Genomic DNA, 12492 nt, shown 5'->3' with positions numbered 1-12492 from the left:
CAGCCGTGCGCGATTCCGTGCCGGAAAACGCGACACCGCCCTGCCAGGCCGGCAGGGCGGTGTCGGGGGTGCTGCAGTCGCGAGCGGGTGTCAGGCGGACTTGATCGCGGAGATCTCGAACTCCAGCGTGACCTTGTCGCTGACCAGCACGCCGCCGGTCTCGAGCGCGGCGTTCCAGGTGACGCCGTAGTCCTTGCGGTTGATCGTGGTCGAACCCTCGAGGCCGATGCGGTCGTTGCCGAACGGGTCCTTCGCGGAGCCCTCGAACTCGAACGGGATGGTGACCGAGCGGGTCACGTCCTTGATCGTCAGGTCGCCGGTCACGTCGAAGCTGGTGTCGCCGGTCTGCTTGATCTCGGTCGAGCTGAACGTGATCTGCGGGTACTCGTCCATCGACAAGAAGTCGTTGCCCTTGAGGTGCGCGTCACGGTCGGCGTTGCGCGTGTCGATGCTCTTGGCCTGGATCGTCACCTGGACGCTCGACTTCTCCGGCGCGTCGCCGTCGATGGTCGCGGTGCCGGTGAAGTCGTTGAAGCTGCCGCGCACCTTGGTCACCATGGCGTGGCGGGCGACGAACCCGATCCGCGAGTGGGCGGCGTCCAGGGTGTACTCACCGGTCAGCTGGGGGTAGGTGGTCGCGCTGGTCATGCTCTTCTTCTCTCCTCGTAGGGGCGACCCCCAGTGGTTGAGGGCTCAACAAGACTCTACTCACTTTTGCTGGTTGCGCAAGCAAGCTTTCGGTAGAGTCGCCTGCATGGGTGATCAGTCCGCGCTCGACCTCGACGAAGCCGCCTTCTGGCGGCCGTTGATGCGCATCATGACGGCGCTGCCGCGTGCGCTCGAGGACCAGTTCCTGCCCGAGACGGGTCTCACGATCACCGACTACGGCGTGCTGGTGGCGCTGTCCGAGGCGCCGGGCCACCTGCTCCGCATCTCGGCGCTGGCCGCGACCACCGGGCTGTCCCTCAGCCGGATCAGCCGGGTCGTCGACGACCTCACCCGGCGTGGCCTGGTCGAGAAGCGCCGGTGCGCCGAGGACGGGCGCGCCTCCAACGCCGTGCTGACCGAGGCGGGACTGGCCAGGTTGAAGGCGGCCTACCCGGGGCACCTCGCCCGCGTGCGGGCTTCGGTGTTCGACCACCTGAGCGCCGAGGACATCCGCGCGGCCGGGCCGGTGCTGGCCCGGCTGGCCGCCGCACTGGACACCGCTCCCCCGACCGACGACTGCTGAGGACGCCGATGAGCGACAAGGGCGAGTACAAGCGTGACCTGAACTACATCCCGGACCGCATCACGGCCGACGGCCGAGACGGCTGGCCGGTCGAGCCCGGCCGGTACCGGCTGGTCGTGGCCCGCGCGTGCCCGTGGGCGAACCGCGCGGTGATCGTCCGGCGGCTGCTGGGCCTCGAGCCGGTGCTGTCGATGGCCATCGCGGGGCCGGTGCACGACGAGCGGAGCTGGAGCTTCGACCTCGATCCGGACGGCCGCGACCCGGTGCTCGGCATCGAGCGGCTGCAGGAGGCGTTCTTCAAGCGCGACCCGGACTACCCGCGCGGCATCACCGTGCCGGCCTTCGTCGACATCCCGAGCGGCAAGGTCGTGACCAACGACTTCGCGCAGATGACGCTGGACATGTCGGCCGAGTGGACGGCCTACCACCGCGACGGCGCCCCCGAGCTCTACCCGGAGAAGCTGCGGGACGAGATCGACGACGTCGCGCAGAAGGTGTTCACCGACGTCAACAACGCGGTGTACCAGTGCGGGTTCGCCCGGTCCCAGGAGGCGTACGAGCACTCCTACCGGAAGCTGTTCGCCCGGCTGGACTGGTTGTCCGAGCGGCTGGCGGACCAGCGGTACCTGGTCGGCGACACGATCACCGAGGCGGACATCCGGCTGTTCACGACGCTGGTCCGGTTCGACGCGGTCTACCACGGCCACTTCAAGTGCAACCGCCAGAAGCTGACCGAGCTGCCGGTGCTGTGGGCGTACACGCGCGACCTGTTCCAGACGCCCGGGTTCGGCGACACGATCGACTTCGCGCAGATCAAGGAGCACTACTACGTCGTGCACGAGAACGTGAACCCGACGCGGATCGTCCCGCTGGGCCCGGACCTGTCCGGCTGGCTCACGCCGCACGGCCGCGAGGAGCTGGGCGGCCGCCCGTTCGGCGACGGGACGCCCCCGGGCCCGCCACCCTCCGAAGAGAGGGTGCCCGCGCTCTGAGATCTTGGTTACGGTGATCGTCATGGAACGCCTGCGCGATCGCCGAGTCCTGGTCACCGGCGCCGGTTCCGGCATCGGCCGGGCCACCACGCTCCGCCTGCTGGAGGAGGGGGCGCGGGTCATCGGGACCGACGTCTCCGAAGAGGGCTTGGAGGGCACCCAGAAGGCCGCCGCGATCGCGGGCCTGACGACGTTCACGATGGACGTCGCCGACGAAGCCTCGGTGGCCTCACGGATGGCCTCGGCGATCGACGTCCTCGGCGGCCTCGACGTGCTGGTCAACGCGGCCGGCATCCTGCTGGCGTCGCACACGCACGAGACGTCGCTGGAGCTGTGGAACCGGGTGCTGGCGGTGAACCTGACGGGAACGTTCCTGACCACCCGCGCGGCCCTCCCGGCCCTGCTGGAGAGCGGTAAGGGCGTGGTGGTGAACTTCAGTTCGACGTCGGCGTCGTTCGCCCACCCGTACATGGCGGCGTACAGCGCGAGCAAGGGCGGGATCCAGGCGTTCACGCACTCGCTGGCGCTGGAGTACGGAAAGCAGGGCCTGCGCGTGGTCAGCATCGCCCCGGGAAGCGTGAAGAGCGGCATCACGGACTCGGCGGCGAGCTGGCTGCCGAAGGACCCCGACTTTTCCCTGTTCGGGCGCTTGCTGCCGATCCTGCCGACGGACCACAAGACGGAGGTCGGCAACGCGGTCGCGGGCCCGGAGGCGGTGGCGGGCGTGGTGGCGATGCTGGCGTCGGACGACGGGAAGTTCATCACGGGCACGGAGATCCGCATCGACGGCGGGACGCACACCTGAGCGGACCGATACCGGTCCTTGACCTCCAACCTGAAACTTTTCGCCGTTCGCCCACGACATAGGGCGGACGGCGCAAAAGAACAGGAGCAAACGTGGGCGTTGAGGCTTTCGGCATCGAGAAGGAGTTCCTCAAGGACCTGCTTACCCAGGTCGACCGCGGGGAGACACAGCTGCCGGAGTTCCAGCGCGGATGGGTGTGGCCGGACCGCAACATCGCGAGCCTGATCGCGTCGATCTCCCTGGGCTATCCGGCCGGTACCGTGATGATGCTGCGGCAGGGTGGCGAAACACGCTTCAAGACGCGAGCCGTCGAAGGAGCCCAACCGGCGTCCCGGACGACCCCCGACCGCCTGATCCTCGATGGCCAGCAGCGCCTGACGTCGCTCTACCAGTCGATCCACCGCAAGGCTCCGGTCGAAACCCAGGACGTCCGCGGCAAGGACGTCAAAGGCTGGTTCTACCTCGACATGGAACGGGCCGTACTCGACGACGGTGACCGCGAGGACGCCATCGTGTTCGTGCCGGAAACGAAGATCCGCCTCGACTTCCGCGGCCGCCCGATCCTGGATCTGTCCACCCCGGAGAAGGAATACGCGGCGAGGATGTTCCCCTGCACCGCGTTGTTCGACTCGATGCCCTGGATGATGGGCTTCGTCCAGTTCGAACCCGAACGGCAGAGCGAGAACCTCAAGCTGTGGGGGACGTTCAACGACGCCGTGGTGCAGCGCTTCATCCAGTACCAGCTGCCCGTGATCGAGCTGGGCCGCAGCACCCCGCGGCAGGCCGTTTGCCAGGTCTTCGAGAAGGTCAACACCGGCGGCGTCACGCTCACGGTCTTCGAGCTGCTCACCGCCACGTTCGCCGCCGACGACTTCGACCTGCGCCAGGACTGGGATGATCGCAAGGCGTCCTGGAGCACCGGGAAATACGACATCCTGGCCAACGTCGCCAACACCGACTTCCTGCAGGCGGTGGCCTTGCTGGCGACCATCGAGCGGCGACAGGCCGCCATCGAGGCCGGGCGCGACGAGGCCAGTGCTCCCCGGATCGGGTGCCGCCGCGCGGACATGCTGAACCTGACCCTGGCGGAATACCTGAAGTGGGCTCCGGATGTGACGGAAGGCCTCAAGGCAGTGGCGCAGTTCCTCCACGCCCAGCACATCTTCGACACCCGGTTCCTCCCCTACGGCAGCCAGCTCATCCCGATGGCCGCCGTCTTCGCGCTCTTGGGGCAGCAGGCCGAGACGGTCGGTGCCCGCCAGAAGATCTCCCGCTGGTACTGGTGCGGAGTCTTCGGTGAGCTTTACGGCGGCACCACCGAGACGAGGTTCGCCCGCGACGTTCCGGATCTCGTCGACTGGGTTCGCGGCGCGGAGACCGAACCGAGGACCGTGCAGGAGGCCCAGTTCGTTTCGAGCCGGCTGTGGTCGTTGCGGACTCGCGGCTCCGCCGCGTACAAGGGCCTCTACGCCCTGCTCCTGCGCGAAGGCCCACTGGACTGGTGCACCGGTTCGGACATGTCGGACGAGAACTACTTCGACAACGCCGTGGACATCCACCACATCTTCCCGAAGGTGTGGTGCGAAAAGGCCGGTATCGACGCCAACCGCTACAACTCCATCGTCAACAAGACTCCGCTGACCGCGCGCACCAACCGGATCATCGGCGGCCGGCCGCCGTCCGTCTACCTCCGCGGGCTGGCGAAGAGTGCCGAAACGACACCCGAGACCATCGACCGGAACGTGCATTCCCACCAGGTCTCCGCGGTCGATCTGCGGAACGACGACTTCGAGACGGCGATGAGTCGACGCGAGCGCGCGCTGGTGTCGCTGATCAGCCGCGTCATGGGCAAAGAGGTGCAGACCGACGCACCGGTCGAACCGAACTGAGAGGCGTGTTCAGCGGCGGACTCTGACCCGTCACAGTCGCGCGGGGCTCGTTCAGGACGTCGTCTGTCCTATATTCGCGGGACCGTCGAACCCATGGATCCCTTCCACATCGACATCCCCCAGCCGGACCTCGACGAACTGCACCACCGCCTGGCCAGGACCCGCTGGCCCGGCGAACTCCCCGCCGCCGGCTGGGCGTACGGCGTCAGCCAGGCCTATCTCGCCGAGCTCGTCGGCTACTGGCAGCACGGCTTCGACTGGCGTGCCCAGGAAGCCTGGCTCAACGCCGTCCCCCAGTTCACGACCACCATCGACGGCCAGCGCATCCACTTCCTGCACGTCCGCTCCCCCGAACCCGGCGCCACCCCGCTGATCATCACCCACGGGTGGCCGAGCACGGTCGCCGACTTCCTCGACGTCCTCGGTCCGCTCACCGATCCGCGGGCCCACGGTGGTGATCCGGCGGACGCGTTCCACGTCGTCGCGCCGTCGGTGCCCGGTTTCGCCTTCTCGGGCCCCACCCACGAAACCGGCTGGAACACCCGCCGCGTCGCGAGAGCCTGGGCCGAGCTGATGAAACGGCTCGGCTACGAGCGCTACGGCGCCCACGGCGGCGACTTCGGCAGCATCGTCTCCCCCGAACTCGGCCGGGTCGCGCCGGAAGCCGTGCTGGGCGTGCACGTCAACGCCGTGGCCAACGCCGGGGTGCCGACCGCTCCCGGCGATCTCGAGCGGCTGTCCGAAAAGGACCGCAAGCAGGCGCTGGAGAACCAGGCGTGGTGGTACGCCCACTCCGGCTACGCCACCCAGATGGCCACCCGCCCGCAGACCCTCGCCTACGCCCTCAACGACTCCCCCGCCGGGCAGCTCGCGTGGAACCTCGAGTGGTTCGTCGACTGGGACCCCACCGCCACGAACCAGACCCCGGTGAGCCGGGACGCGATCCTGACGAACGTGACGATCTTCTGGCTCACCGGCACCGCCGGCTCGGCCGCGCGCCTCTACCTGGAGGCCGGCCAGGACGGCTGGGGTGAGCGGCCGGCGTCCTCCGGCGTCCCGACCGCCGTGGCGAACTTCCGCGGCGACCACGCGATCCGCGGCCTGGCCGAGCTTTCGAACACCGTCACGCGCTGGTCGGAGTACGACACCGGTGGGCACTTCGCGTCCCTGCAGGCGCCGGAGGTGCTGGTCGACGACATCCGGGCGTTCTTCCGCGCCCTCTAGGTCAAAGCTCGGCGGCGGCGTTTGTCCACGGCGCCGTCGAGCAGCGGCCGCAGCTCCGCGACCACCGTTTCGAGCGGCGCGACGTCCTGGTGTGCCCGCGCCAGGACGATCGCGCCCTCCAGCGCGCTGAGCATCAGCACCGCCAGGGACGCGCTGCGGGCCGGCGGCACGCCCAGTTGCTCGAGCGTGGCCGCGACCGGACGCTGCCAGCCGTCGAAAGCCTTGCCGACCGCTTGGCGGAGGTCGTCGCTCGTCGCGGCGGCGTCGGCGACCGTCGCGACCAACGGACATCCGGCGTCGTAGCCGGCCGCCGTGAACTCGTCGCGCCACTGGGCGGCCATGGCTTCGAAGAGCTTCCCCGGCGTCGGGTCCTCGAGCTTCGCGGCAACGCGGGCGACGCGCCGAGCGGCGTAGTCCCCCGCCCAGGCGACGGCTTCGGCGATCAGCTGGTCCTTACCGCCCGGGAAGTAGTGCTGCAGCGACCCCCGCGGCGCTTCGGCGTGGGCGACCACGTCCCGCATGCCGGTCGCCCCGACACCGTGGATCCGCACCAGCTGCGCGGCGCTGAGCACCATCCGCTCGCGCGGTGTCCTGGTCATCGACCGCCTCCTTCATGACGTCCGTCATGGTAACCCAGCCGGGCACGACCAGCGCGTGGTCGCGCTCGCCGCGTTCGTACGCCGGGACCGGCCGGAAGCCCTGGCTCCGCAGCAGCGCCTCGGCGCCGGTGTTCCCGGCCTGGACGGTGGCCCGCACGGTCCAGCCCGGCCAGCGTCCGGACGCCCACAGCCACCGGCTCAGCGCGCTGCCGATCCCCCGCCGCTGCCACGCGTCGGCGACCAGGACCCCGACCTCGGCTTCGCCCGGAGCCTGCGCGACGAAGTTCAGCAAGCCCACCGGAGTACCGCCGGAAAAGGCCAGCAGCGCGACGCCGTCCGGCGGGCCGGCGAGCAGGAACCGCTGGTAGCGCTGGAAAACCTCGGCCGGCCGGGCGGGTCCGCTCATCATGAACCGGCGCCGGAGACTGTCCGGCGAGCAAGCCGCGACGAGGGCGGCGACACACTCGGGGTCCGCAGCTCTTATGACAGTGGTCATAGTCCTATGAGAGCACAGTGAGACCACGAACACACTATGACCACCGTCATAGAGCACCGCGGCGATTGGCGCGGCGGGGACCCGGGTACGTTGCCGTGGCCGCGCTCCCCCACCGCGAAAGGCGTCCCGATGCAGCTCTACGCCGAACGGCCGATCCGTCGCACCGCCCAGCTCGCCGGCGACCTGCTCGCGCTGTCGCTCGTCGTCGTGGCGGTGTGGCTCGGGACGTCGGTGTACGACCAGGTGATGAAGCTGCGCGCGCCCGGCGACGGGCTCGTCGACGCCGGAACGGGACTGCGGGGCACGTTCGATTCGGCGGCGGACACCGCCGGCGGGATCCCGCTCGTCGGGGACGCGCTGGCAAGGGCCCTGCACGGCGGTTCGGCCGTCGGCACCAAGTTCGCGGACGCGGGCCAGTGGCAGATCGAGGCGGTGGAGAACCTGGCGTGGTGGCTGGCGGCGATCATCATCGCCCTGCCGGTGCTGACGCTCGTGGTGACGTGGTTGCCGCTGCGCTGGAACTTCACGCGCCGCGCGACGGCCGCCGCCCGGCTGCGCGCCCTCGGCGACGCGGGGCGGGACCTCCTGGCGCTGCGGGCCCTGGCCACGCAGTCCCCAGGGCGCCTGGCCGCGATGGGCGAGCCGGCGAACGGCTGGCGGGAGCGCGACCGGGACGTCATCGAGAAGCTGGCCGGGCACGAACTGGCCCGGCACGGCCTCGTTCCCTGAGCCGGAGGTCTCCCCGCCGGGGCTCAGGACGCCGGCGGGGAGACCTCCGCACTCCGCGGGCCGGAGAGCTCAGCCGACGGAGGGGCCCATTCCGAGGGACTGGGGTGTGCTCGCGTCCGGTGACGGCTGGTGCAGGCCTTCGTCGAGCGGGCCGAACTCCGTCATCAGGGCCGGGCTGCCGCCCCACGGGGTTTGTTCCTCGGCGATCAGCGAGTTCGTCGTCAACAGCAGGCCCGCCACCGAGGCCCCGTTCTGCACCGCCGACCGGCACACGCGCAGCGGGTCGACGACGCCGAGGTCGATCATGTCGCCGTAGCGGTCGTGCAGGGCGTCGAAGCCCTCGTCGTCGCCCAGCTCCCTGGTCCGCGCCACGATCTCGTGCGCGGGGTGGCCCGCGTTGTGCGCGATCAGGAACGCCGGTTCCGCCAAGGCGCGCCGGACGATCTCGACGCCGATCGCCTGGTCACCCTCGAGGCCGAGGCCTTCCAGGGCCTTCTCGGCGTGCAGCAGCGCCGCTCCCCCGCCCGCCACGATGCCTTCGGCCATCGCCGCCCGGGTCGCCGACAGGGCGTCCTCGACCCGGTGCTGCAGCTCCTTCAGCTCGGCCGGGGTCGCCGCGCCGACGCGGACGACCGCGACCTTGCCGGTCAGGGCGCCGATCCGCTCGGTCAGGACGTCCTCGTCGACGCCGAACTGCGCGCGCTCCAGCTCCGCGCGCAGCTGGCCGACCCGGAAGTCCACCGCCTCCGAAGCACCCGCGCCGCCGACGATCGTCGTGCGGTTCTCGGTCACCCGGACCTGCTTGGCGCGGCCGAGGTGCTCGAGAGTCATCGTCTCCATGGTGAACCCGGACTGCCGCGAGAGCACCGCACCACCGACGATCGCGGCGAGGTCCTCCAGCTTGTGCAGCCGCCGGTCGCCGAAGCCCGGTGCGCGGACCGCCACCGACTGGAACGTGCCGTTCATGTGGTTGTGCACCAGCATGGACAGCGCCGTGCCCTCGACCGTCTCGCCGATCACCACCAGCGGCCGGGGCGCGCGCATCACCTTGTCCAGCAACGGCATCAGCTGCTGCACCTTGGTGATCTTCTCCGCGCACATCAGGATGTACGGGTCGTCGAGCACCGCCTCCAACCGGCCCGGGTCGGTGACCAGGTACGGCGAGAGGTAGCCGTTGTCGAACTCGAACCCTTCGACGAACTCGACGCTCATCCCGATCGACGGCGACTCCTCGACCGTCACCACGCCGCCGTCGCCGACGGTGTGCAACGCCTTGGCGATGACCGCGCCGACGGCGTCGTCGTCGTTGGCCGAGATCGCCGCCACCCGCGCGTAGTCCTGTTCGGACACCACCGGGTGCGCCTGCTTCTCCAGGTGCGCCACCAGGAGCCCGACCGCGTGGTCGATGCCGCGCTTCACCAGCACCGGGTTGCCGCCGGCGGAGATCGCCCGCATGCCTTCGCGGACGATCGCCTGGGCCAGCACGGTGGCCGTGGTGGTGCCGTCGCCGACGACGTCGTTGGTCTTGATCGCCGCTTCCTTGACCAGTTGCGCGCCCATGTTCTCGAACTGGTTCTTCAGGTGGATCTCGCGCGCGATGGTGACGCCGTCGTTGGTGACCACCGGCGAGCCGGTGATCTTCTCGATGATCACGTTGCGGCCCTTCGGCCCCAGCGTGGACTTGACCGCTTCGGCCAGCTTGTCCACACCCGCCAGCAGCAGGTCGCGGGCGTCCGAGCCGAACCGCAGTTCCTTCGCCATGACTGCTCCTAAGGGGTGAGGATCGCCCGGCCGCGCACGCGCCCGGCGTCGAGGTCGGCCAGCGCGTCGAGGGCCGCGTCCAGCGGGTACTTCTTCGTGTGGAGCGTGACCTTTCCGGCCTGGGCCAGCACCATCAGCTCGGCCAGGTCGTTGTAGGTGCCCACGAGGTTGCCGATGACGTTGCGTTCGGTGGAGATGATGTCGATCGTCGGGATCTCGATGTTCGAGCCGTAGCCGATGACGAAGTGCGACCCGGCGCGCCGGGTCATCGCGAAGGCGTCCTGCTGGGCGCCTTGCTCGGCGACGAAGTCGAGGACGACCTCGGCCCCGTCGCCGCCGGTCAGGTCGAGCACGGCTTCGACCTGCTTGCCGTCGGCCAGCACGGTCTCGTCGGCGCCCAGGGTGGCCGCCAGTTCGAGGGCGTCAGCGTTGCGGTCGACCACGATCACGCGGGCCGCGGTCAGCGCGCGCAGCGACTGGATGCCGATGTGCCCGAGACCTCCTGCGCCGTTGACGACGCAGGTGGTGCCCGGGTACAGGTGCGGGACGGCCTTGCGCACCGCGTGGTAGGCGGTGATGCCCGCGTCCGCCAACGCGGCGACGTCTTCCGGTTGCGTGGAGGGATCGAGCTTGATGCACGCCCGCGCCGACGTCAGCAGGTACTCCGCCATCCCGCCGTCGGAGTCGATGCCCGGGAAGCTGCCGTTCGGGCAGTGCATGTCGTCCCCGGCGCGGCACGCGTGGCACAGCCCGCACGTCGGGGTCGGGTGCAGGATGACCGTGTCCCCGACCTCGACGTTGGTCACCGCCGGGCCGACCTCGTGCACCCAGCCGGCGTTCTCGTGGCCGATCGTGTACGGCAGCTGGACGCCGGACTTCTCGGCCCACTGCTCCTCGATGATGTGCAGGTCGGTGCGGCAGACGCCGGCGCCGCCGATCTTCACCACGACGTCGAAGGGTCCGGTCGCGCGCGGCTCCGGGACGTCCTCGATCACCGGGTGCTGGTGGTACTTCTGCAGCCGCACGGCCTTCATCCCGTGCCCTCCTCTTCTGCGTCGAGCGCGTACCGTGCGCGGAGCATGCCGCGGCAGACGCCCGAATTGGCCTCCATGCTCGTGCGGGTAAGCCGCGCGAAAGCGAGATACCGCTTCGCGTCGGCTGGGGTCGTCCCGGTAGCCGGGTCCAGCAGCAGCGGGTCGCCGTCCTCGGCGGGCAGGCCCAGCTCACGACGGCGGGCTCGGAGCCGGTCCAGGTCGGGGCTCGGCGGGACGTCGCCGAGGGTCAGCGACTGCGGGTCCCGGCCCAGGGACCGGCAGACGCGGTCGGTGCCCGCCAGGACGGCCTTGCGGACGAAGTCGTACCGCAGCGTGTCGAGCTCATCGACGGCCTCGCCGTCGAACGACGCGACGAACCCCTGCCGCGCCGCCACCCCGCGGTTGATGACGTCGGACGCGAAGTGGTCGTCGAGCCGGATGTCGAGCCCGGTCAGGCCCGGCACCCCGGCCACGGCGTCGTAGGCGTCCGCCACCATCAGGAACGCGAAGTTCGGCGCGCAGAAGTACGTCGGCAGCCGCAGCCGGACGACGGCGTGGCCCGCGTCGCTCACCTCGCAGCGGGCCACGAACCCGAGGTCGGTGAGGGGTTCGTCCAGCTCGGGATCCCGGACGGTGCCCAGCGCCGCCCACACGGCGGCGCGGGCCCCGGTCACCACGGCGGTCATGAGTTCGGCACGCCGACGGGCTCGACGTTCTTCGGATCCGCGAGCTGCAACTCCGCGGGGACGTCGATGTCGTAGAGGCGGGCCGCGTTCAGCCCGAGGATCTTCTTCTTCTGGTCGACGGTCAGCGGCGGGAAGTCCGACAGCTCGTCGTCGGCGGGCATGTTCCAGTCGACGAAGCCCTCGACCTGCCACTTCGGTTCCCAGATGGCGTAGTCCGCGCCGAAGATGAGCTTGTCCTCGCCGAGCCAGAACATCAGCTCGCCCATGACCTTGGCGAAGAACTTCGGCCGGGCGTGCATCAGGCCGCCGACGACGACGGCGAGTCCCGCGTAGACGTTCCGCTCCTGGGTGGCCATGAAGCAGAAGTCCTCGATGCGCGGCAGGCCGACGTGCTCGACGATGAAGTTGAGGCCCTGGAAGCTGGTCGCCACCTGGTCCACATCGGACACGTCGAAGGCGTCCTTGTCCAGGGGCCAGATCGTCGGTCCCTTGTGGACATGGATGTTGGTGACGCCGAGCTCCTCGCACTTCTCGAGATAGCGGGCCGCCTCGGGGTCCTTGAGGCTCCAGCCCCGCGAATTGCCGCGCCACTCGGCCGTGTAGAGCTTGACGCCCTTGCAGTGGTAGCGCTTGACGCGTTCCTCGAACGCCTTCATCCCGGCTTCGCCTTCTCGCGGGTCGAAGGTGGTGTTGACGAGGAACTTGTCCGGGTGCTTCTCGGCCAGCGCGCCGTCGTTCTCGGTGGTGTTGAAGCCCGTCTTGTACCACTGCCGCAGGTTGGTCGGCTGGAAGATGGCCTTGTCGACGTGCCCGACCTCGAAGAGGTCGTGCATCATCAGCTCTTCGGAGTACTTCTGGAACCGGTCGAGCGGCCAGTGCGTCTCCTTCGGGCCGAGCCCCTGGTAGGCGTGGAAGCACTCGATCCAGCCCTTGGCGTATTCCTCCTGACCCTCCACCCAGTTCTCCGGGCTCGCGTCCCAGAAGTGGGTGTGGGCGTCCACCACGAAGTATTTCTCGCCATCTTTTTCGTACATGGTTGATCCTCC

Annotated in this window: 13 protein-coding genes; 6 read left to right on the top strand and 7 right to left on the bottom strand. The window is 69.6% G+C overall.

Annotated features, from left to right (window positions below):
• Positions 1 to 90 precede the first annotated feature (90 nt).
• A complete protein-coding gene (locus tag AB0G28_RS07630; RefSeq protein ID WP_361084282.1) occupies positions 91 to 648 on the bottom strand; it encodes a YceI family protein in 558 nt (185 codons plus the stop codon).
• Between the two features lie 106 nt (positions 649 to 754).
• Here AB0G28_RS07630 and AB0G28_RS07625 point away from each other — a divergent pair, with 106 nt between their 5' ends.
• The 5 genes from AB0G28_RS07625 (at position 755) to AB0G28_RS07605 (ending at position 6141) form a co-directional block, all read left to right on the top strand.
• A complete protein-coding gene (locus tag AB0G28_RS07625; protein WP_361084279.1) occupies positions 755 to 1231 on the top strand; it encodes a MarR family winged helix-turn-helix transcriptional regulator in 477 nt (158 codons plus the stop codon).
• A gap of 8 nt (positions 1232 to 1239) precedes the next feature.
• A complete protein-coding gene (locus tag AB0G28_RS07620; protein WP_361084276.1) occupies positions 1240 to 2223 on the top strand; it encodes a glutathione S-transferase C-terminal domain-containing protein in 984 nt (327 codons plus the stop codon).
• 22 nt (positions 2224 to 2245) lie between these two features.
• A complete protein-coding gene (locus tag AB0G28_RS07615; RefSeq protein WP_361084273.1) occupies positions 2246 to 3028 on the top strand; it encodes an SDR family oxidoreductase in 783 nt (260 codons plus the stop codon).
• A 92-nt stretch (positions 3029 to 3120) separates the two neighbouring features.
• Positions 3121 to 4917 (top strand): DUF262 domain-containing protein, encoded by a 1797-nt coding sequence (locus AB0G28_RS07610; RefSeq protein ID WP_361084270.1) that lies wholly within the window; start codon positions 3121 to 3123, stop codon positions 4915 to 4917.
• 93 nt (positions 4918 to 5010) lie between these two features.
• Positions 5011 to 6141 carry an epoxide hydrolase family protein gene (locus AB0G28_RS07605; RefSeq protein WP_361084267.1) on the top strand — a complete coding sequence of 377 codons (1131 nt, stop codon included), beginning with the start codon at positions 5011 to 5013 and terminating at the stop codon, positions 6139 to 6141.
• Here the strand turns inward: AB0G28_RS07605 and AB0G28_RS07600 are convergent.
• Complete coding sequence (locus AB0G28_RS07600) at positions 6138 to 6653, bottom strand: TetR family transcriptional regulator C-terminal domain-containing protein (protein ID WP_361085281.1); 516 nt, start codon at positions 6651 to 6653, stop codon at positions 6138 to 6140. The two genes, AB0G28_RS07605 and AB0G28_RS07600, sit on opposite strands and share 4 nt — an antisense overlap.
• Positions 6595 to 7146, bottom strand: a complete 552-nt coding sequence (locus AB0G28_RS07595) for a GNAT family N-acetyltransferase (protein ID WP_361085278.1) — start codon at positions 7144 to 7146, stop codon at positions 6595 to 6597. The genes AB0G28_RS07600 and AB0G28_RS07595 overlap by 59 nt, the downstream gene beginning before the upstream one ends.
• Positions 7147 to 7272: 126 nt before the next feature.
• Here AB0G28_RS07595 and AB0G28_RS07590 point away from each other — a divergent pair, with 126 nt between their 5' ends.
• Positions 7273 to 7965, top strand: a complete 693-nt coding sequence (locus AB0G28_RS07590; protein ID WP_361084264.1) for a hypothetical protein — start codon at positions 7273 to 7275, stop codon at positions 7963 to 7965.
• 69 nt (positions 7966 to 8034) lie between these two features.
• Here the strand turns inward: AB0G28_RS07590 and groL are convergent, their stop codons facing one another.
• Genes groL through AB0G28_RS07570 form a run of 4 tightly spaced genes read right to left on the bottom strand, consistent with a single transcriptional unit; the run spans position 8035 to position 12480 of the window.
• Positions 8035 to 9726 carry a chaperonin GroEL gene (gene groL / locus AB0G28_RS07585; protein WP_361084261.1) on the bottom strand — a complete coding sequence of 564 codons (1692 nt, stop codon included), beginning with the start codon at positions 9724 to 9726 and terminating at the stop codon, positions 8035 to 8037.
• Between the two features lie 8 nt (positions 9727 to 9734).
• The gene (locus AB0G28_RS07580) at positions 9735 to 10760 is read right to left on the bottom strand and encodes an NAD(P)-dependent alcohol dehydrogenase (protein ID WP_361084258.1); all 1026 of its coding nucleotides are present in this window, start codon (positions 10758 to 10760) and stop codon (positions 9735 to 9737) included.
• Positions 10757 to 11446 (bottom strand): iron-sulfur cluster assembly protein, encoded by a 690-nt coding sequence (locus tag AB0G28_RS07575; RefSeq protein WP_361084255.1) that lies wholly within the window; start codon positions 11444 to 11446, stop codon positions 10757 to 10759. Before AB0G28_RS07575 ends, AB0G28_RS07580 begins: the two co-directional genes overlap by 4 nt.
• Positions 11443 to 12480 (bottom strand): amidohydrolase family protein, encoded by a 1038-nt coding sequence (locus AB0G28_RS07570; RefSeq protein WP_361084252.1) that lies wholly within the window; start codon positions 12478 to 12480, stop codon positions 11443 to 11445. The genes AB0G28_RS07575 and AB0G28_RS07570 overlap by 4 nt, the downstream gene beginning before the upstream one ends.
• Positions 12481 to 12492: the final 12 nt, after the last annotated feature.

The organism is Amycolatopsis sp. NPDC021455 (genome assembly GCF_040640995.1).
Lineage (GTDB): Bacteria > Actinomycetota > Actinomycetes > Mycobacteriales > Pseudonocardiaceae > Amycolatopsis.
Note: the sequence above shows the minus strand (reverse complement) of the source record. Positions and strands in the feature narration are given on the sequence as shown.

Bases quoted from the DNA above. Each gene is read 5' to 3' on its own strand.
- AB0G28_RS07630 (WP_361084282.1), bottom strand. From the start codon at position 648: ATGACCAGCGCGACCACCTACCCCCAGCTGACCGGTGAGTACACCCTG.
- AB0G28_RS07625 (WP_361084279.1), top strand. From the start codon at position 755: ATGGGTGATCAGTCCGCGCTCGACCTCGACGAAGCCGCCTTCTGGCGG.
- AB0G28_RS07620 (WP_361084276.1), top strand. From the start codon at position 1,240: ATGAGCGACAAGGGCGAGTACAAGCGTGACCTGAACTACATCCCGGAC.
- AB0G28_RS07615 (WP_361084273.1), top strand. From the start codon at position 2,246: ATGGAACGCCTGCGCGATCGCCGAGTCCTGGTCACCGGCGCCGGTTCC.
- AB0G28_RS07605 (WP_361084267.1), top strand. From the start codon at position 5,011: ATGGATCCCTTCCACATCGACATCCCCCAGCCGGACCTCGACGAACTG.
- AB0G28_RS07595 (WP_361085278.1), bottom strand. From the start codon at position 7,146: ATGAGCGGACCCGCCCGGCCGGCCGAGGTTTTCCAGCGCTACCAGCGG.
- AB0G28_RS07590 (WP_361084264.1), top strand. From the start codon at position 7,273: ATGACCACCGTCATAGAGCACCGCGGCGATTGGCGCGGCGGGGACCCG.
- groL (WP_361084261.1), bottom strand. From the start codon at position 9,726: ATGGCGAAGGAACTGCGGTTCGGCTCGGACGCCCGCGACCTGCTGCTG.
- AB0G28_RS07580 (WP_361084258.1), bottom strand. From the start codon at position 10,760: ATGAAGGCCGTGCGGCTGCAGAAGTACCACCAGCACCCGGTGATCGAG.
- AB0G28_RS07575 (WP_361084255.1), bottom strand. From the start codon at position 11,446: ATGACCGCCGTGGTGACCGGGGCCCGCGCCGCCGTGTGGGCGGCGCTG.
- AB0G28_RS07570 (WP_361084252.1), bottom strand. From the start codon at position 12,480: ATGTACGAAAAAGATGGCGAGAAATACTTCGTGGTGGACGCCCACACC.